The organism is Janthinobacterium sp. GW458P (assembly GCF_002127585.1).
Classification (GTDB): domain Bacteria; phylum Pseudomonadota; class Gammaproteobacteria; order Burkholderiales; family Burkholderiaceae_D; genus Janthinobacterium.
The window spans coordinates 396,492-416,866 of the sequence record NZ_NEGZ01000001.1; the positions used below are offsets into that span (position 1 = coordinate 396,492).

Consider the following 20,375-nt stretch of genomic DNA (forward strand, 5'->3'; position numbering starts at 1 on the left):
AACATTCGAGAGTTGCTGAAAATAAAAGTTTGCCTCATTTCTCTATTTTTGAAGAAATATTTCATTTTCTTTACTGGCTATGTTTTTGATGCGTTGTCAATTGTCGCATCAGGTGTGCAGCCAGGTGCTCCATTTTTCGGATTGTCCGGAGGCGCTCGCAATATGGCTGCGAAATAGCATGGTATATGTAAATGAATTCTTTCAATTGATTAATATTGTCAAAGTATTCTGAGGCTGTACTCCGTCTTAATTTTGTCATTCAATTTAAGTTAAATATAAAAATGTTATCAGATAAGTCTATTCTCATTACCGGTGGAACCGGTTCATTCGGCAAAGCATTCGTGAAAACCGTGCTGGAACGCTATCCAACGATCAAACGTCTTGTGGTATTTTCGCGCGATGAATTGAAACAGTTTGAAATGGCGCATGAATTTTCGGATGAAAAATATGCCGGTATTCGTTATTTCATTGGCGATATTCGCGATGAGGCCCGCCTGCGCCGCGCGCTGGAAGGTATCGATATCGTGATCCACGCGGCTGCACTGAAACAAGTGCCGGCTGCGGAATATAATCCTTTCGAATGCATCAAGACCAATGTGCTGGGTGCGCAAAACCTGATTGAGGCTTGCCTGGATACCAAGGTGCAGCGTGTGGTTGCCCTGTCCACCGACAAGGCGGCTGCGCCTATCAATCTGTATGGCGCCACCAAGCTGTGCTCTGACAAACTGTTCGTTGCCGCCAACAATATCGTTGGCAATCGCGACTTGCGTTTCAGCGTCGTCCGTTATGGCAACGTCATGGGTAGCCGCGGTTCGGTGATTCCGTTCTTCCTGGAACGCCGCGCGACGGGCGTGCTGCCGATTACCGATACGGCTATGACCCGTTTTAATATCAGCCTGCAAGAGGGCGTGGATATGGTGCTGTGGTCCCTTGAGAACGCATGGGGCGGTGAGGTTCTGGTGCCGAAGATCCCTTCCTACCGCATCACCGATGTAGCCGAAGCAATTGGACCTGAATGCAGCTTCCCGGTCGTCGGCGTGCGTCCAGGTGAAAAGATCCATGAAGAGATGATTACCTCCAGCGACAGTTTCAATACCGTTGATATGGGTAGCTATTACGCCATCTTGCCGATGAGTGCCAAGTACTCGACGCAGGAATATTGTGACAAGATGGGTGCCAAGCTGGTACCGCCGGGATTCTGCTACGACAGCGGTAGCAATACTGATTTCTTGACAAAAGAGCAATTGCGCGAGCTGATCCAGACTCACGTCGACCCAACTCATACCGTGTAAAACATGACAATGATTCCATATGGCCGACAAGATATCTCTCAGGCCGACATTCAGGCGGTGGTCGATGTCTTGCGCTCTGACTTTCTGACACAGGGGCCGGCAGTGCCGGCGTTTGAGCAATCGGTGGCAGAGTATTGCTGTGTCCCCCATGCGGTGGCTGTCAATAGCGCGACCAGTGCCCTGCACATCGCGTGCCTGGCCTTGGGTGTCGGCCCGGGGGATCTGGTCTGGACCAGTCCGAATACTTTTGTTGCCAGCGCCAATTGCGCTTTATATTGTGGCGCTGATATTGATTTTGTCGATATTGATGCCCGTACCTACAATCTGAGCATCGAGGCATTGACGCAAAAGCTTGCGCAGGCGAAACAAGCCGGGCGTTTGCCGAAAGTGCTGATTCCCGTGCATTTGACGGGCCAGCCTTGTGATATGGCCGCCATCTATGCCCTGAGCCAGGAATATGGCTTCAAGATTATCGAAGACGCTTCGCATGCGATCGGCGGAAAATATCGTGGTGAGCCGATCGGCAATTGCCGCTATAGCGACATTACCGTTTTCAGTTTTCACCCAGTGAAAATTATCACCAGCGCCGAAGGCGGTATGGCCACGACACAGAATGCGGATCTGGCGATCAGCTTGCAGCAACTGCGTAGCCATGGCATTACGCGCGATCCGGAGCAGATGACGCATGCGCCCGATGGCGCCTGGTATTATCAGCAGATCACACTCGGTTACAACTATCGTATGACGGATATGCAGGCGGCACTCGGCTTGAGCCAGATGGCTCGGCTCGATGAATTCGTGGCCTACCGCCATGCTATGGCGCGTCGCTATGATACATTGCTGGCGGAATTGCCGGTTATTACGCCATGGCAGCATACGGATGGCTATTCGGGCTTGCACTTGTACGTAATTCGCCTGCAAACCGAGCGCCTGACACAGTCACACCGCACCATCTTTGACGCGCTGCGCGCGCAGTCAATTGGTGTCAATCTGCACTATATTCCTGTGCATACCCAGCCTTACTATCAAGCAAAAGGCTTCAAACCTGGCGATTTTCCGGAAGCGGAGCATTATTATGCACAAGCTATCAGCTTGCCGATGTATGCCACCTTTACGGAAGAGCAGCAGGATCGCGTGATCGAGGCCTTGCGGAAAGCGCTGAAATGAAAATTGGATTGGGTGCAGTACAGTTCGGACTCGATTATGGTATTGCAAATGCGGCGGGCAAGGTCTGTCAGTTGGAAGTTGCAGCCATTTTGGCAGCTGCGGCCGAGCTGAAATTGAAATTGATCGATACTGCGGCGCTATACGGTGATAGCGAAGCTGTGCTCGGACGTACCATGGCGGCAGACACGTCTTTCGATATCGTGACCAAGACGCCGCAGTTTTCCGGAGCCGTGTTAGGTGCTGTTGATGCGCAACAACTGGAAGAGAGTTTGCATGTCTCGTTGCTGAAACTGCAGCGCACCGCTGTGTATGGCCTGCTGATACACCGGGTGGATGATTTGCTGTTGCCTGGTGGCGAAGTATTGATGGAACGCATGGTGCAGTTGAAGGCGCGTGGCCTGGTGAGAAAAATTGGGGTGTCCGTATATACCGGGCAGCAGATTGATGCCGTGTTGGCGCGTTTTCCGATCGATCTGATTCAATTGCCCATCAATGTACTAGATCAGCGTCTGTTGCATGCCGGCCATTTACGCAAGTTGAAGCAAGCGGGTGTTGAAATACATGCCCGCTCTGTTTTCCTGCAAGGTTTGCTATTGATGGAGCCCTGCGATCTACCGGCACATTTTGATGGCGTGCGCGAGCACCTGGCTACCTATCACCGCTGTATCGCTGCGCAAGGCTTGACGCCGCTGCAAGCCGCGCTGGGTTTTGTGACTGGCCTGGAAGAAATCGACCAAGTCGTTTGTGGCGTCAATTCTAGTGTGCAACTGCAAGAAATATGCATGGCGGCGGGATATATGGCTGCGGGCGGAGAGCATGTGGGCTATGAGGCCTTTGCGATCAGCGATGAAAGGATCGTCAATCCTGCCTTGTGGCAACAGACAAAGGAGAAGTAATGATACTTGCAATATTGCAAGCTCGTGTTTCGTCGTCGCGGCTGCCAGGCAAGGTGCTCATGCCTTTGTTGGGCGAGCCGATGCTGCTGCGTCAGCTTGAGCGCTTGCGTGACGTACGCCAGATCGATCACTTGCTGGTGGCCACCAGCAGTGAAGCGCCGGATGACGCCATTGAAGCATTGTGTCAGGCAAATGGTATTGATTGTTTCAGGGGCGATTTGAATGACGTGCTTGAGCGTTTTCACCAGGCAGCGCAAACGTTTTCTCCTGAACATATAGTCCGTTTAACGGCCGATTGTCCACTGACCGATCCAGCATTGATCGATGAGGTTATCACTTTTTATCTAGCAGGTGACTACGACTATGTCAGCAATTGTGTCGAGGCCACCTATCCAGATGGACTCGATGTGGAGATTTTCCGTGCCTCTTGCCTGGATGATGCGTGGCAAGAGGCGCGCCTGCCGTCGCAGCGCGAGCATGTCACACCCTTTATCCACCAGCAGGCGCAACGTTACAAGGTTGGCGTGTACCGCAGTGTAAGGGATTGGTCGCATTTGCGCTGGACCGTGGATGAGCCGAAAGATTTTGAGCTGGTTTCCATTATTTATGAAGCACTTTATCGGGAAAACAAGCGCTTTTCCATGCAGGACGTCTTGTTGCTGTTGGAGCGGCGCCCTGAATTAGCAAATTGGAACACCATGCATGGACGTAACGAGGGATTGCAGAAATCACTCGCTGCCGATGCCGTATCGATTATCACCCACACTATTGAGAACTAATATGTCTACACGCTATCAACGCTCTGAGGAATTATTGGAACGCGCCCTTAAAACGATCCCGCTCGGCTCTCAGACTTTCAGCAAGAGCAAAACGCAATATCCTTTTGGTGTTTCGCCGTATTTTATTCAACGCGGCAAGGGTAGCCATGTATGGGATGTTGATGGCAACGAGTACATCGATTTCATCAGCAGCCTGGCCTCTATCACGTTGGGCTACAACGACGAGGATGTGACCAACGCGGTGAAAGCGCAATTGGATGAGGGAGTGATTTTCAGCCTGCCGCATCAGATTGAAATGCTGGTCGCTGAAAAAATTTGCGAAATCGTTCCTTGCGCTGAGATGGTGCGTTTCGGGAAAAATGGTTCGGACGCCACGTCCGGCGCCATTCGTTTGGCGCGCGCCTACACCAATCGAGAGCATGTGGCTGTATGTGGCTACCATGGCTGGCAGGACTGGTATATTGGTTCGACCGCGCGCAACCGCGGTGTGCCAGTCGCTACACGTGAGTTGACGCATACGTTTGCGTATAACGATCTGGCATCACTTGAAAAGTTGTTCGCCGATTTCCCCGGGCAGATTGCGGCCGTGATTCTTGAGCCGATGAATGTGTACCAGCCGAAGGACGCCTTCCTGGAGGGGGTCAAGGAGCTGGCCCATAAGCACGGCGCTCTGTTGATCTTCGATGAAACCATCACGGGTTTCCGGTACGCCAATGGTGGCGCGCAAGAACTGTTCGGCGTCACACCTGACCTGGCGACCTTCGGCAAGGGACTGGCGAATGGCTATCCGGTATCGGCTGTGGCTGGCCGGGCCGATGTGATGAAGCTGATGGACGAGATTTTCTTTTCGTTTACCTTCGGAGGCGAAACGCTGTCGCTGGCGGCGGCCCTAGCGACGATGGAGAAACTGCAGCGCGAACCGGTAGTGGCGAGGATCCGGGAGCAGGGCCAGAAAATTATCGACCGTATCAATGCCATCATCGAGGCGAATGCCGCACAGCACATCATGAGTATTGCTGGCCATCCAAGCTGGAGCTTTGTGTTGATCAAGGATGCTGGCCCCTATACGCAATGGCAGATCAAGACCTTGTTCATGCAAGAAATGCTGGCGCGCGGTATTTTGACTTTCGGTACGCATAACGTCAACTATAGCCATAGCGACAGCGATCTCGGAAAACTGTTTGCTGCCTATGAAGAAATAGTGCCCATGCTGGTTGCTGGCGTCAAGGATGGTAATCTGGAAAGTATGTTGCGTTGCAAGCCGCTGGAACCACTGTTCAAGGTACGATGAATAGTTCCGTCGTTATTCGCGTGGATGCCTCCTTGCACATGGGAGGCGGACATGTCATGCGCTGCTCGACCTTGGCCGAAGAGCTCAGGTCGCGTGGAGCGACGATCACCTTCATTTGTCGGGAACTTCCGGGCAACTATATTGACTGGCTTCGCGCACAGCAATTCGAGGTACTCAGCCTCGCAGCAGCTGAGCCCAGTGAGACAACGGAGGCGGGTATGTCGCCTCCGCATATGGCGTGGCTGGGGGTTCCTCTAGAGCAAGAGCTTACCGAGGTGCGCGCGCTGCTGTCGGAACGGCCCACAGCGGACTGGGTCATTGTCGATCATTACGCACTTGATGCGCGCTGGGAGCAGGCGGCCAGGGCGTTTGTGCAGAAGATCATGGTAATCGATGACCTGGCTGACCGCGCGCACGATTGCAATATTTTGTTGGATCAAAACTATTATCATGATATGCGGCAACGTTACGACGGCTTGCTGCCGTCGGCTTGTTTAATGTTGCTGGGGCCTAAACATGCCTTGCTGAGGAATGAGTTTGTCCACTGGCGCGCTGAGTGTGGTCCGCGGGGGGCTGCGGTAAGCCGTGTTCTGGTGTTCTTTGGCGGTATCGATGCAGGTAATTACACGATGCCGGCCATCGCCGCGCTGGTCCGGGCAAGCCGGCCGGACATACAGGTCGATGTGGTGATTGGCACGCATCATCCGGCGCGCGAGGCGATTGAAGATGTATGCTTGCAGCACGGTTTTATTTGCCATGTACAGACCTCGCGCATGGCTGAATTGACGGCGGCAGCCGACCTTGCCATTGGTGCCGGCGGGACGGCGATGTGGGAGCGTTGCAGCCTGGGCTTGCCGAGCCTGACTTTGTCCGTGGCCGAAAATCAACGACAACTGGTTGATGACGCCGCGCTCGGTGGCCTGGTGTATGCACCGGATATTCGTCTAGGGCCTGAATTGGAGGAACGGTTGCTGCTCCATTAGACCTCCTTGCTTGATAATCCGGCCTTGCGGCAGTTCCTGTCACAGCAAAGCCATGCCATAGTTGATGGATGTGGCGCAGCACGCGTGGCGCGTAAGCTCGGTATGTGCTCGGTTGTCTTGCATGCTGCCAGTGAGGCGGATTCGGCCAACTTGATGCCTTGGCGCAATCATGATTCGATTCGCGCGGTGTCGCGCAACAGCGCGCCCACTCCGCTGGAGAACCATGATCGTTGGCCAGCAGTACGATGGCCAACCAGTTGGCATGGTTTGTTTTGACGTAGTGCAAAACAGTACGGAAGTATCATTTATCTCTCACCGGGTATGCAAAAGCATGGTCGCGGTTCTGAACTGCTTGCCAGTGCGGAACAATGGCTGCGCAATATGCGTTCTGATATAACAATAATACGGGCGGAAGTACTGGCCGATAACCAGCCTTCGCACCGTCTGTTCCTTGCTGTTGATTATGCAAGAGACTCCACTAGCTATTTTAAGAAGGTGTTGCAATATGACTGACTCCATCAAAATTGGTAACCGCCTGATAGGCAAGAATCATCCACCTTTCGTGATTGCCGAAATGTCCGGTAATCACAACCAGTCGCTGGAACGCGCGCTGGAAATCGTCGAGGCGGCTGCAAGAACGGGAGCGCATGCGCTGAAAATTCAGACGTATACACCCGATACCATGACGCTCGATCTGGACGAACGTGAATTTCATATCAGTGATCCGAATAGTTTGTGGACAGGAACTTCCCTGTACAAGCTGTATGGTGAAGCCTATACGCCGTGGGAGTGGCATAAGCCGATTTTTGATCGCGCTCGTGAATTGGGAATGATTCCGTTCAGCACTCCGTTCGATGATACGGCGGTCGATTTYCTGGAAACACTGGACATGGATTGCTACAAGATCGCCTCGTTTGAGAATACCGATCTGCCATTGATACGCCGCGTGGCCGCCACTGGTAAACCATTAATTATCTCGACCGGCATGGCCAGCATCGCAGAACTGGATGAGACGGTGCGCGCTGCGCGCGAAGCCGGTTGCAAGGACTTGATCTTGCTTAAATGCACCAGTACATATCCTGCTACGCCGGAAAATACTAATATTCTGACGATTCCACATTTACGCGCGATGTTTGATTGCGAAGCTGGCTTGTCTGACCATACCATGGGCGTGGGCGTGTCGATTGCCAGCGTGGCACTTGGTGCAACTGTGATTGAAAAACACTTCACGCTGAACCGGGCCGATGGTGGTGTTGACTCATCCTTTTCCATGGAACCGCACGAAATGCAATCGCTGGTCGTTGAAACGGAGCGCGCCTGGCAGGCACTGGGCAAGATCAGTTATGGCGTCACCGAAAAAGAAAAGAAATCGTTAATGTTCCGCCGCTCCTTGTACATTACCAAAGACATGAAAGCTGGCGATATCCTGACGCCGCAGAACCTGCGCGCTATTCGTCCGGGACTGGGCTTGCCAACCAAGCACTATGAATTAGTGATGGGACAACCCGTCAAACACGATGTGAAGGCCGGCACTGCGCTTAATTGGAACATTATTTTGGGATAGAGTTTCGTGATCTACAGTAATACTGCAGCCGAGGCGAAGAATTCTGCCTCGGCTGCAGTATCTGATGACTTGTCCGCATATTTTTCTTTCCGCGCTATTTTTATCTGGTAGTGAGGGGCCTAAATATAGAAACTACGAGTAAGTTGCGCAATGTGATGAAAGATGGCATTTTAAAATATGAGTGAAATCAGATCTGGTATGTTTTCCATGGCCATTCATGGTGGTGGGTTGGCAATACGTCTTGGTTTCATGCTGCTTTTATTGCGTTACACGAGTCCGGCAATCATGGGGCTATACGGACTGGCTGTCGCCATGGAATCTGTTGCCATTTACATGGCAGGATTGGAGTTTCATACTTTTACATCAAGGCGATTTGCGCGCAGTGCGAGTCAGCAGCGGCTTAAGGTACTAATGCGTGTTCACCGCCGTTTGTTGACATTCACGGCGCCATTGGCCACATTGTTGGGACTACTAGCTGCGCATATATTGAACTTTACGACAGATACCTTAAGTTTACTGTACTTGGGTATTTTGTTGTTTAGCGGAACAATAATGCAGGAAATATCGCGTTATCTGATACTAAACAGGCAGCCCGTGCACTCGATATTTATCGGTTTCCTGCGTACGGCGGCTTGGCAGCCTATTGCATTCTTTTTCCTGCATTCCAACGAAAATGTGCTGCGCGACATTTTATTTTTATGGGCCATATTTTCCTTGTTGGGTGTTATTTGGGGTGTTTGGATACTGAGAGAGTTGATTGTATGCAAGTGCAGGCCAAGAAAAAATTATCTTTTTCGTGGTTTGTATAATGCGCGCGCCTATTATTTTATTTCCGCTGCAACTGTTCTGCAGGGAAATTTGGAGCGGTTTATTTTGCAAATGCTGCTTGGGCCAAGCTCGGTTGGCGTATTTTCATTTTTTCAGACCCTCGCCAATACGCTGGGTTCTGTTGCGCAAACGGTGGTAACAAATATTGCGCTGCCAGAGTTATTGATGCGATTTGGACAAAAACTCAAGGGAAGGCGGGAATACATGCAGCACGTAATGAAGCGATTGCTGATTTGTTGTGTGGGGCTGTCTGCTGCTATCTGCGTGACCGCGTGGCCACTCATTTTATTGTTGTCACGGCAGGAATATACCGACAAACTGTGGATGTTGCCGTTTCTGTTGCTGGGCCAGGGATTCGTTGTGTGGACTCAACCGATTCATTTGGCGCTATATGCCGGACATAAGGATTGGATCTTATTGATCATGATGGGCGGGGCTCTGTTGGCGTCCATATTGGCAAATTTGCTTTTCATCGAGCTTTTTGGAATTGCCGGAGCGGTCGTATCCCCCTTGGTGATAGCAATACTGATTTCCGCGGTAAGAAAGTACTGGTTCGATCGTCTTAGTGAAAATGGTGAATTGTGAAGAAAATAGTTAATGGATTGATTGCCGGGCTGGCCACCTCCGGCTTAGGTAAGTGCTCTTACAAGATAAGCAGTCTTGTCTGTGAATTGATATTGCGTGCCTGTTCACTGGCCAAGGGTGCGGCTCTCTTTCCCGATGCTGGCGATTTGAGCTTGGACATTCGAACGGATTTGAAATATCCTGAAAATATTTCCATCGGTAGTAATGTCATTATAGGTGCCGATTGTCAGATCGGAGCGATGGCGCCGGTCGTTTTGGGAAATTATGTACGGATATCACGTGGTGTGACAATTGAAACGGCTACACTTGATTTAACCGCTGCCTTGCCGTATCCACATATCGCCAAGCCAATTTTCATCGGTAACGGTGTTTGGTTGGCGGCCCATGTTACGGTATTGGGTGGAGTGCGTATTGGCGATGGCGCCATTATCGGTGCTGGGGCTGTGGTCAGTCGTGACGTTCCCGCAGGTGCCATTATTGTGGGATGTGCAACGCGTGAGTTAAAACAGAAGTCGAAAATAGTTGAGGAGTGGAAATCGTGAAACTGTTGGCGATTGAAAAAAAAGGTGTTCAGCCGAGGTTGATCACCCGTGCTTGGCATCGTGTACAGGAACGCATACGCAATCCGGTAACGCGTAGCCGTCTCGCGAACATGGTTACTTGGCTGCGCCCGCGTGGTGTACCAGCTAACACCGATATTGGAATCACAGAGTTAAGAAAATACGGCGTATGTATGATGCCGGGATTTATGAGTGAAACAGAGATTGCCAAGTTGCGCATGGCCTTGTCTGAGTTCAATTGCTTTGATCCCTGGCGTGTGCAATTGGGCGAGTTTCGCCATGATCAAATTCCGCAAGGAACTCATGTGGCACAGATTCCCTGTGCCGCACAAATCGAACAACTGCATGCTATTGCCTACGACCGACGGCTAATTGATCTGGTTACAGCCTATTTTGGCTGTCGGCCCTACCTGGACAGTATTCAGGCGTGGTGGTCGGTATCCGGCAACGAAGAGCCAGAAGAGGCGGAGAATTTCCATAGGGATAACGATTCTATTCGTTTTTTGAAATTCTTTTTGTATGCTACCGAGGTGGGAGAAGAAAATGGGCCTCACGTTTTTGTGGCCGGTTCACACACGCAAAATACTTTAACCGAGCATCGTCGATTGTCTGACGCTGAGGTTGAAGCTGCATTTGGAGTGGAACGGATACGTATCATGACTGGAAGAGCTGGTGATGCGTTCATGGAAGATACCTTTGGAATACACAAAGGACAGTTGCCAAAAGCAGGTAAACGGTTATTGATACAGCTCCGTTATTCCGTAACTGAATCTATTTTTCGCTCTCCATTGATTGTGGCTCCGGCATCGAATGTGCAGCCAGATCTGGCAACATCATTAATAAATGACTGATATTATTTTGAAAAAGAAAACTATTTTATGCCTGATTAATGCAGCAGCATATTCGCGCGCATATTTTGAAGAATTAGCTCCCCAGCTGATAGCTGAAGGTTATCGTGTAGTTTTTGCTTTGGATTCTCATCTTTCTGATGTCTTGTACGCGGAAAGTTGCAGTTTGAAGGAAGCATGGTATTTTACCGATTACCTTAAAAGCAAGCTGCCGCTTGGTGAAACCGCATTGCAATCGCAGAAAAGCTGGGCATCGTTGTATTCTGATTTCGATCGTTTTCTGACCATGAATATTGCCCCACCGCTCAAAACCAATGGTCCTGTACAGTATCACGATATCCCCGAAATGTTGGCGCGATTTTTTGCGGAAATTTTCATCGAAGAAGAAGTCACGGCTGTCCTGTACGAACCGGTCAGCAATAGTTTCGCCATTGCTGCTTTTGAACAGGCGCAAGCTGTTGGCTTGCCATTTCTTAGCCTTAGCCCATCGAGAATACCCGGACGCATTGAGTTGAGCAGCACTGGCGCATTGGCAGATGATGTCACCATTGGAAATCTATTTGCGCGTAGGCTTACTGGTGGCATATCGGAGGAGTCGCGACAAATTGCGGCTCAATATGTTGCGCATATTGACCATAGTATTCCTGACTATATGAAGATAAATGGCCTCGACCAGATCAGTTTGTTGGGGAAATATTTTAAGATTGACAAAATTCAGCATTTTCTGCGTGGTTGGCGCTATAGCCGCCAGTATCGTGAAGATTGTGCATTAGCGTACCAGCATGGTGATCCGGTCAAGCTTTCTATTGCCTATTTTAAGCGCTCATTATCTCGTCGCCTGAAATTAAATCGAGCGATGAAGGAATATGCAGTTACAACCAAGGATGAACCGTATTTGCTCTATCCATTGCATTTTCATCCAGAAGCTTCCACTTCCGTGTTGGCGACTGATTATGTTGATGAGATGAGCACCATTAAGGCTATTGCTTTTCGTCTGCCTGTGGGCGTAATGCTGTATGTGAAGGAGCATCCTTCCGCCGTAGCATTGCAACCGCTGTCCTTCTATCGGCAGCTCAATGCTTTGCCGAATGTAAGGTTACTGGCAGCGCATCTGCCGACCAAAGAAATAGTGCGACGTAGCCGCGGGGTTATCACCTTGACGAGTACTGTAGGATTTGAGGCGGCAGTCTTGAACAAGCCTGTTATTGCCCTTGGAACGGTGTTTTACAGTTACTTTCCGAACGTTCAGCGAGTATACGATTTCTCCGAGCTGAGGCCTGCACTGGAGCGCCTGCTTAGCTATCAACCTGTTCAGAAAGAGATCTTGATCGACGCCACCGCTGCGTATGTTGAATTTGGTACGCCTGGTTCATTTGATTTCCGTAATAGTCTAGGTAATACGGCTGCATTAAGTGGTGTAGCCCGGTTGGTTCATCTTAAGTTGGATGCGCTGTTCGCCGCGAACGAAAAGGTGGGATGATTCATGCTGGCTAGCAGAAGTTGGGTAGTGATCGCATTGTTTTTGATCATTACCGTTGCTCAAAAAATGATGGAGCCGATGTATAACGGCTACTTCTTTGCTTTTTGTACATTATCCCTCATGGTTGCCTGGAAATGTAGGTATTCGCGCTTTATCAAAGCACCAGAGTTGAACGTAGATTTTTTTGCAATTTTCCTGGTGCTAACCTTTTCCGTCTTTCTTGCGATAAAAATGCATCAAGATGCAAGGGATATTTTTCGAGATATTGGTGCGATATTTGCTTTTATAATAGGGCGCTATGCCATACCCTTGTGGGTTGGGCGGGGGAATGTCAAGCTTCTGTTGCAGACCTTGTCGGACATTGGTGTGGCAATATCGGTGATCACTATCATGTTTGCCTTTATAGCATATCTCGATGGAGCGGATGCCTATCATTGGCGAGGTGCTTATGTTCCGCTTTCGCATGGTTGGCTCCCTTATTTTTTGATCGTTAATATTGCCTTGCTGCGACAAACGCCACAACATACCTCCCATTATGGCTATCGGATATTTCTCTGCGTTGGCGGTACGATTGCTGCGCTATCACGCACCGATGTACTGATTGATTTGTTTATCGGTCTGGTGTTGCTATTGACAATAGGACGGTATCTCTTCAGCAATGTTCGAATCATGCGGAAGTTATTTCTTATTAGTATTATTGTTGTTGTCTTTATGCCCAAGATCGTCGAGTTGGACGTGGTACAGCAGCGTTTGACCAGCAATGCCGAGGATGCCGATCCTTCACTTGGATGGCGATACATCGAAAATCAGGCTTTATTTGATTATTTCGACGAAGGCGGGGCTTTGCCTGTTATCGTTGGTTATGGCCTGGGCGCACGTATTCCATTGCCAGATGGTGTACTGGATTTCGATGGCAATGACACGATACCGCTGTTGCACAATAGTTATCTGACGATCGTGCTGAAATTCGGGCTGCTTGGGCTGTGCTTTTTTGCACTGTATATTGTGAGGAAAATCCGTGTCTGGATGGCATTGCGTAAGACTCCGCATGCGATATATGCATGGACCGGCAGCTGGATCATGTTGATTGTGTTGGCGAAAGGAATCATATTGCAAGGGCTGACGGAATGGAGCCATGTCCTTTTCTTCGGCCTGGCTTGTATGCTGCTGTCTTTTGATACTTATAAAAAAGAATCGAATAAATAAATATGATGAAGATTGTTTTTTGCCATTTACTCAACGATTTTTCAGGTAGTCCAAAGGTGTTGCGTGACACTATTTCAGCATTGAAAGGTGAAGCGAAAAACGAGAAACTGTATGTTTCTGGCAATACTGACGGATTTCTTTCTGATTGTCAGATTTCACGAGGTAGGTACTGGTATATTCGATCACAGAATAAATTTGTCACTTTATTTACCTTTTTTTTTAGTCAAGTATGTTTGTTTTTTAAACTTCTTTGCGATAGGAGTATTGCTTCAGATGCAATTATTTATGTAAATACTTTGCTTCCATTTGGCGCAGCCATCTATGGGAAATTGACAGGACGTTTGGTTATTTATCATGTTCATGAAATTTCGATCCGGCCAGCCCCTCTCAGATATTTTCTGGTGAGCTTGGTAAGATGGACATCATCTTTGAACATGTATGTATCCAAGGCACATATGCAATTGTTGCCAATTCCTGGAGTGAAAAGTCGTTGTATCTACAATGCACTGGATCATTTTTTTGAGGAAAAAGGCTGGAGCTCCGTTTACCAGTCGCACCGTCAAGGTGTCTTCAATATATTGATGATCGCATCGCTGCGTGATTACAAGGGAATAGTGGAATTAATTGCGCTGGTTAACTCGCTGTCTGGACGGATTGATATTCATTTTGATCTGGTCATTAATGGAGATCAGTGTGAAATCGATGCATACTTTTCGGATACGTCTTGCCCGTCGCAATTGACGGTGCATCCCAGAACGCTGAATACACCGGCATATTATGCCGAAGCGAGTCTGGTATTGAGTCTTGCGCGTGTTGATCTCTGGCAGGAAACTTTTGGCTTGACGGTGCTGGAAGCGATTACATTTGGCATTCCTGTGATTGTTCCCCCAGTAGGAGGGCCTGCGGAAATCATTCGTGATGGAGTCGAGGGCTTTCTTATCGATTCGCGTGATACTGACAGGGTGCGGACGCATGTCTTGCGTCTGGTCGACGACGCGGTACTGTGCCACAGGATGTCCGAGGCTGCCCGCTTGCGCGCTAAAGATTTCATGCGTGACAAATTTATCGCTGAAATGAACGCCGTGATCATGGATATACGTGCAAGTCGCAGTGCGACTATTCGGAATGAATAGAAGTATTGGTCGTTTTTTTGTAATTTTTAAATTGCACAATATTTACAGTGGAAAATTGGTTGTCATTTATGTTGAAGAAAATCGCAATTGTTGGTTCTGTTGGACTTCCTGCGCGTTATGGCGGTTGGGAGACCCTGGTCGATCATCTGACCAGACATTTAGCCACACGGTATGAATTTACGGTGTACTGTAGCGCGAAGAAATATGATGAAAAGCTGAGCAGTTATAATGGCGCAAAACTGGAATATATCGATCTGGATGCCAACGGCGTGCAAAGTATCCCTTATGATGTGGTCTCTATGCTGAAGGCCTGCCGTTTTGCCGACGTAATTGTGGTTCTTGGTGTCTCTGGATGCATTTTTTTGCCTTTTATTAAGCTTATCACCAAGAAAAAGATCATTGTTAATATCGATGGCCTTGAATGGCGTCGTGCTAAATGGAGCAAGTTTGCCAAATGGTTCCTAAAAAAGTCCGAGGCGGCTGCCGTGCGTGCGGCTGACGTGGTGGTAGTGGATAACCAAGCCATTCAGGCCTACGTCCAGAGCCAGTACGGACGCACGGGAGTTTTGATCGCATACGGCGCTGATCATGCGCAGCATCGTAATCTTGCCATTGATGCGCTACAAAAGTACGCCTTTGCATCCCGGCGCTATGCGTTCAAGGTTTGCAGGATTGAGCCGGAAAATAATATTGATATTATCTTGGAATGTTTCTCGATGTATTCTGATATGGATATGGTTATGATAGGAAACTGGAATAACAGTTCTTATGGTGAAGATTTACGCAAGAAATACTCACACCTTCCACATCTGCACTTGTTGGATCCTATTTATGATCCCGAGATACTCAATCAAATTCGCGGGAATTGCCATATTTACATCCATGGACATAGCGCGGGTGGCACCAACCCTTCGTTAGTCGAGGCCATGTATCTGGGGCTGCCGATTGCGTATTTTGACTGCGACTTCAATCGCTTTACGACCCATGGTGCAGGACTGCCTTTTGCGGATGCCGCGGGGCTGAAAGTGATACTTGAAACAAGTTCCGCTGAACAGCTCACGGCCATCGGTGTGCAGATGCAAGCCCTGGCAGGGGAGTTTTATACCTGGGATCGTATCGCGAACCAATATGCACAGTTGTTTTGATGCTCTCGCTTGTGGAACACAGAATGCCCGATAAAATACTCGTTACAGGCGCAAGCGGTTTTGTTGGCGCGGCTTTGTGCGCGCATCTGGACGCGCTCAATATGTCTTATGTAGGAAGCGCGCGCCAGGCGTCTGGTTTACCTTCGCGTGTGTTGGTGGGAGCGTTGACTGCGCAAACTGATTGGTCTGTGGCATTGTCTGGTTGCGACGTAGTGGTTCATCTGGCTGCACGGGTCCATGTCATGGATGATCAATCGAGTGACCCGCTGTCGGCATTTCGCGCTGTGAACGTGGATGCTACTTTGAACTTGGCCCGGCAGGCTGTGCGCAGCGGCGTGCGGCGCTTCATTTATGTCAGTAGTATCAAGGTGAATGGCGAGGCTACCCACGGTACACCGTTTACTTCGCAGGATCAGCCAGCGCCATTGGATCCTTATGGCTTTTCCAAGCTGGAGGCTGAGCGTGGTTTGCAGGTGCTGGCGCAGGAAACCGGTCTGGAATTGGTTATTGTGCGTCCGCCGCTGGTGTACGGTCCCGGTGTCCGCGCCAATTTCCAGCGCTTGATGCAGTTGCTAAGGAAGGGGATTCCCTTGCCATTGGGGGCGGTACATAATCGTCGTAGCATGGTCGGCCTTGATAATTTGGTCGATTTGCTAACCGTGTGTTGCAGCCATCCGCGTGCATCTGGCGAAGTTTTTCTGGTTTCCGACGATCATGACTTGAGTATTACCGAATTGTTGCGTTCCTTGTCTTTTGCCATGGGTAAGACGCGGCCCCTTCTGTTTTCGATGCCCGCGGGAGTGCTGACAGGCGTCGCTGGTGTGCTGGGAAAATCTGCCGCCGCTAGCCGCTTGCTTGGATCTCTGCAAGTGGACATTGCGCATACCCGCACGACGCTCGACTGGGTGCCGCCGGCAAGTGTCGATGACAGCATTCACAAGACAGTAGCGCATTTTTTATCTTTAGCTGATCGGTTGTAAATGAAAAGAGTATTTGATCTTTGTTTTGTTTTATTTTCCCTGGCGATTTTTTGCGTGCCCTTGCTACTGGTGGCGGTTGTCGTCCGCTTGACTTCGCGCGGACCAGTCCTGTACTGGTCGGATCGCGTGGGGCGCCATAATCGCATATTCAAGATGCCGAAGTTTCGCACCATGCGTGTTGATACGCCGGCAGTGGCTACCCATTTATTGAAGAATGCGGCGCAGTTCTTGACCCCGCCAGGTTCTTTCTTGCGCAAATCTAGTCTCGATGAGTTGCCGCAGTTGTGGAGCATCCTACGTGGGGATATGAGCGTCGTTGGCCCTCGTCCTGCTTTGTTTAATCAGGATGATCTGATTGCCCTGCGTACGCAGCATAGCGTCGATGCCTTAAGGCCGGGCTTGACTGGTTGGGCCCAGGTCAACGGACGTGATGATTTGCCTATTCCGCAGAAGGTCAAGCTGGACATGGAGTATGCGCAGAGACAGTCACTGGTATTCGATATGCAGATCATCTTCATGACATTGTTTAAAGTACTGCGGCGTGATGGCATCAAACATTGATGCAAAGAAAGGGTTTCTTGCTGTAACGCGACCTGAACCCGGTGCTGTAGGTATGCATGGATTGCGTGCTGGATTGATAGTGTAGTTCTTTTACTGGATGTCTTAATGAAGCTGTTATTGGAATTTCCCCGCAGACGCAAGCAAATCGTCGCAGTGACGACGGACTTGATTTTTCTGCCACTGACTTTTCTTGCGGCCATTTTTCTGCGTTTCGATAGCGTTGGACCCGACGTAATTCGCCCCTATCTGTGGCTGATCATGGCTGCGCCATTAGTCTCGATTCCGATCTTTATTCGCTTGGGTTTGTACCGGGCAGTTATCCGTTTCATCGATTACAAGATTATTTATGTGGTGCTGTTTGGTGTCACGCTTTCGGTGGCAATACTGCTCGCCGTAACTGCGTTTGCCACCAGTATGATTGGTCTTTCTCGCGGGGTATTTGGTATTTATTGGGTCAGCGCCATTATGTATGTCGCTGCAAGCCGCTTTATTGCGCGGGGCTATTTTTCGCATGCAAGCAGAAAAATGGACAGCGTTCGTGTTGCCATTTATGGCGCCGGAGTCTCTGGCAACCAGCTGGCTCAAGCCCTGAGCCATGCTGGAGAGTATCGTCCTGTCGTGTTTATTGACGATAAGAAGGAATTGCGGGGCGCCACGATTGCTGGTATTACCGTGTATCCGTCCGACGCTTTGGCTGATTTGATTGAATCCAAGGAGATTTCCAAAATTGTCTTGGCGATGCCGTCCCTGTCGAAGGCGCAGCAACGCCTTATTCTCGACAAACTGGAGCCACTTAAGGTGAAGACGCTGGTGGCGCCTCCGATCAAGAATTTGATCAATGGATCTGCGCGCATTCAGGATATGCGGGAAGTCGAAATTGAAGATTTGCTGGGACGTGATGCCGTTGAGCCAAATCAAGATCTGATGGCAATGTGTATTACTGGTAAGGTTGTTATGGTTACCGGAGCGGGTGGATCAATCGGTTCTGAACTGTGCCGCCAGATTTTGAATCAGCGCCCGGCGCAAATGATTTTGTTGGAAATGTCGGAGTTCGCACTTTACTCTATTGAACAGGAGTTGCAAGGATTATTACGCCTGCGGAATATTCAGGTGCAATTGATGCCATTTCTCGGTTCTGTACTCGATACCGAGAAATGTGAAAAAATTCTGTGCACTTTTGGTGTTGAAACGCTGTATCACGCTGCCGCCTACAAGCATGTGCCTTTGGTGGAACATAATCCGATCGAAGGTATACGTAACAATGCGTTTGGCACATTGAGCATGGCGCGTGCGGCCATTGCCGCCAATGTTAAGCGCTTTGTGCTGATTTCCACAGACAAGGCAGTACGGCCAACAAATGTCATGGGATCCACCAAACGTCTGGCGGAACTGATCCTGCAGGCTTTTGCTCGCGAACAGGACAAGACACGGTTTTGCATGGTTCGTTTTGGAAACGTACTGGGATCTTCCGGCTCAGTAGTTCCCTTGTTCCGCAAGCAGATTATTGCTGGGGGACCCATTACGATTACCCACCCTGAAATTACCCGCTATTTCATGACGATTCCAGAGGCAGCGCAATTGGTGTTACAGGCCGGTGCCATGGGGGCTGGCGGCGACGTTTTTGTTCTGGATATGGGGGCGCCGGTGAAAATTGTCGACTTGGCCAAGCGTATGATCCATTTGAGTGGCTTGGACGTCAAAAGTGAGTTAACGCCCAATGGCGCGATAGAAATCCAGCATGTAGGTTTGCGGCCTGGCGAAAAACTGTATGAGGAACTTCTGATCGGGGATAATGTGGAAGGAACCGAGCATCCATTGATTATGCGCGCGCAGGAGGCCGAAATTCCATGGGCTAGACTCGATGGCATGTTGCAGGAGTTGGGGGCCGCCTGTGATCAATTTGATCATGTCGCCGTACGCGCCTTGTTGCTGCGCATTGTGATGGAGTATGAGCCGCAATGTGATATCGAAGACCTAATCTGGTGCGCCAATGATCTGTCGTCGCGCGATAGCCAGTCCGGGCTCAAGTCTTCACTTCATTAATTCGACATTCGCAGGCTGCGTCAGCTGCCTGCATCGCAATCAAGCTTGGCTATGCCGATGGTAGCAATGCGGGCATGACACCTCGTACACATATTCCGGCGCCAGTTGCTGGCGTGGCGTGACGACGGCGCGGCAGACGAAGCACTGCACGGTTTCCGTCGGTTCCAGTTTCGGGTTCAGGGCCGTGCGGTAGTCGAAGACGAAGCAGTCGCCCGTGTAGTGGTCGCCGCCCACTTCCTCGAAATACTTCAAAATGCCGCCATCGAGCTGGTACACGCTGTCATAGCCGATTTCCTTCATGTGGATGGCGGCCTTTTCGCAGCGGATGCCGCCGGTGCAGAAGGTGACGACGGTCTTGCCTTCCAGTTCGTCCTTGTGCGCGGCGGCCACGGCCGGGAATTCCGTAAACTTGTCGATACGATAATCGAGCGTGTTGTTGAACGAGCCCACGTCCACTTCAAACGCGTTGCGCGTTTCCATCATGACCACCGGTTTGCCCGCATCGTCGACGCCGGCGTCAAGCCAGCGCTTGAGCGTGTGCGCATCGACGGACGGGGCGCGGCCCAGTTCCGGTTTGATCAGCGGCATGCGCATGGTGATGATTTCTTTTTTCAGCTTGACCAGCATGCGCTTGTGCGATTGCTCGTTCGACAAGCTTTCCTTCCATTCCAGGTCCGCCAGGCGGGCGTCCAGGCGCACCCATGCGAGGAAGCTGTCGATATGCTCGCGCGTGCCCGACAGGAACATGTTGATGCCTTCCGGCGTCAGCAGGATCGTGCCCTTCAGGCCCAGCGCCAGGCATTGCTCCTGATACAAGGGACGCATGGCTTCCGTATCGGCCAGCGTGATGAATTTATACGCTGCAATATTGACAAAAGTCATGGCGGGTGTGGCGGCCAGGGGGCTGGCGGCGGCGGAAACGGCGGGTGTTGCTTGGGTGATGGCTTGCATGATGGCGATCGGCTTAGACTGAACAGCCGATATTATAAGCCCGGCTGGCCAGGCGGGATACCCGCCGTGCCGCGTATTGCCAT

19 protein-coding genes are annotated in these 20,375 nt (G+C 50.3%); 18 read left to right on the forward strand and 1 reads right to left on the reverse strand.

Annotation, left to right across the window (positions count from 1 at the left end):
• The first annotated feature begins 281 nt into the window (after positions 1-281).
• The 18 genes from pseB to CBW50_RS01870 all read left to right on the forward strand — a co-directional run bounded on the left by pseB (position 282) and on the right by CBW50_RS01870 (position 19,341).
• On the forward strand, positions 282-1,292 hold the full coding sequence (pseB, locus tag CBW50_RS01790) for a UDP-N-acetylglucosamine 4,6-dehydratase (inverting) (RefSeq protein ID WP_086143898.1): 1,011 nt from the start codon (positions 282-284) through the stop codon (positions 1,290-1,292).
• A 9-nt stretch (positions 1,293-1,301) separates the two neighbouring features.
• Positions 1,302-2,459, forward strand: coding sequence for a UDP-4-amino-4,6-dideoxy-N-acetyl-beta-L-altrosamine transaminase (pseC, locus tag CBW50_RS01795; protein ID WP_086143899.1), 1,158 nt, complete (start codon positions 1,302-1,304; stop codon positions 2,457-2,459).
• Complete coding sequence (locus CBW50_RS01800; protein ID WP_086143900.1) at positions 2,456-3,355, forward strand: aldo/keto reductase; 900 nt, start codon at positions 2,456-2,458, stop codon at positions 3,353-3,355. The genes pseC and CBW50_RS01800 overlap by 4 nt, the downstream gene beginning before the upstream one ends.
• Positions 3,355-4,134, forward strand: a complete 780-nt coding sequence (locus CBW50_RS01805; protein ID WP_086143901.1) for an NTP transferase domain-containing protein — start codon at positions 3,355-3,357, stop codon at positions 4,132-4,134. The genes CBW50_RS01800 and CBW50_RS01805 overlap by 1 nt, the downstream gene beginning before the upstream one ends.
• Position 4,135: 1 nt before the next feature.
• On the forward strand, positions 4,136-5,425 hold the full coding sequence (locus CBW50_RS01810; protein ID WP_086143902.1) for an aminotransferase class III-fold pyridoxal phosphate-dependent enzyme: 1,290 nt from the start codon (positions 4,136-4,138) through the stop codon (positions 5,423-5,425).
• Positions 5,422-6,408, forward strand: coding sequence for a UDP-2,4-diacetamido-2,4,6-trideoxy-beta-L-altropyranose hydrolase (pseG, locus tag CBW50_RS01815; RefSeq protein ID WP_086143903.1), 987 nt, complete (start codon positions 5,422-5,424; stop codon positions 6,406-6,408). The genes CBW50_RS01810 and pseG overlap by 4 nt, the downstream gene beginning before the upstream one ends.
• Before the next feature lie 303 nt (positions 6,409-6,711).
• Complete coding sequence (locus tag CBW50_RS30260; RefSeq protein ID WP_367301819.1) at positions 6,712-6,921, forward strand: N-acetyltransferase family protein; 210 nt, start codon at positions 6,712-6,714, stop codon at positions 6,919-6,921.
• Positions 6,914-7,972, forward strand: a complete 1,059-nt coding sequence (pseI, locus tag CBW50_RS01825) for a pseudaminic acid synthase (RefSeq protein WP_086143905.1) — start codon at positions 6,914-6,916, stop codon at positions 7,970-7,972. Before CBW50_RS30260 ends, pseI begins: the two co-directional genes overlap by 8 nt.
• A 177-nt stretch (positions 7,973-8,149) precedes the next feature.
• A complete protein-coding gene (locus CBW50_RS01830) occupies positions 8,150-9,385 on the forward strand; it encodes a lipopolysaccharide biosynthesis protein (protein ID WP_139842374.1) in 1,236 nt (411 codons plus the stop codon).
• On the forward strand, positions 9,382-9,927 hold the full coding sequence (locus tag CBW50_RS29855; RefSeq protein WP_086143907.1) for a DapH/DapD/GlmU-related protein: 546 nt from the start codon (positions 9,382-9,384) through the stop codon (positions 9,925-9,927). The genes CBW50_RS01830 and CBW50_RS29855 overlap by 4 nt, the downstream gene beginning before the upstream one ends.
• Positions 9,924-10,796 carry a phytanoyl-CoA dioxygenase family protein gene (locus CBW50_RS28600; RefSeq protein ID WP_139842375.1) on the forward strand — a complete coding sequence of 291 codons (873 nt, stop codon included), beginning with the start codon at positions 9,924-9,926 and terminating at the stop codon, positions 10,794-10,796. The genes CBW50_RS29855 and CBW50_RS28600 overlap by 4 nt, the downstream gene beginning before the upstream one ends.
• On the forward strand, positions 10,789-12,273 hold the full coding sequence (locus CBW50_RS01840; protein WP_086143908.1) for a hypothetical protein: 1,485 nt from the start codon (positions 10,789-10,791) through the stop codon (positions 12,271-12,273). Before CBW50_RS28600 ends, CBW50_RS01840 begins: the two co-directional genes overlap by 8 nt.
• 3 nt (positions 12,274-12,276) lie before the next feature.
• Positions 12,277-13,479 carry a hypothetical protein gene (locus CBW50_RS01845; RefSeq protein ID WP_086143909.1) on the forward strand — a complete coding sequence of 401 codons (1,203 nt, stop codon included), beginning with the start codon at positions 12,277-12,279 and terminating at the stop codon, positions 13,477-13,479.
• A 2-nt stretch (positions 13,480-13,481) separates the two neighbouring features.
• On the forward strand, positions 13,482-14,612 hold the full coding sequence (locus tag CBW50_RS01850; RefSeq protein WP_086143910.1) for a glycosyltransferase family 4 protein: 1,131 nt from the start codon (positions 13,482-13,484) through the stop codon (positions 14,610-14,612).
• Between the two features lie 68 nt (positions 14,613-14,680).
• A complete protein-coding gene (locus tag CBW50_RS01855) occupies positions 14,681-15,757 on the forward strand; it encodes a DUF1972 domain-containing protein (protein ID WP_086143911.1) in 1,077 nt (358 codons plus the stop codon).
• A gap of 23 nt (positions 15,758-15,780) precedes the next feature.
• Positions 15,781-16,737, forward strand: coding sequence for an SDR family oxidoreductase (locus CBW50_RS01860; RefSeq protein WP_086143996.1), 957 nt, complete (start codon positions 15,781-15,783; stop codon positions 16,735-16,737).
• Positions 16,738-17,298, forward strand: a complete 561-nt coding sequence (locus tag CBW50_RS01865; protein ID WP_086143912.1) for a sugar transferase — start codon at positions 16,738-16,740, stop codon at positions 17,296-17,298.
• A gap of 105 nt (positions 17,299-17,403) precedes the next feature.
• Positions 17,404-19,341 carry a nucleoside-diphosphate sugar epimerase/dehydratase gene (locus CBW50_RS01870; protein WP_086143913.1) on the forward strand — a complete coding sequence of 646 codons (1,938 nt, stop codon included), beginning with the start codon at positions 17,404-17,406 and terminating at the stop codon, positions 19,339-19,341.
• 39 nt (positions 19,342-19,380) lie between these two features.
• Here CBW50_RS01870 and CBW50_RS01875 read toward each other — a convergent pair whose 3' ends face one another.
• A complete protein-coding gene (locus CBW50_RS01875; protein WP_086143997.1) occupies positions 19,381-20,223 on the reverse strand; it encodes a sulfurtransferase in 843 nt (280 codons plus the stop codon).
• Between the last annotated feature and the right edge of the window lie 152 nt (positions 20,224-20,375).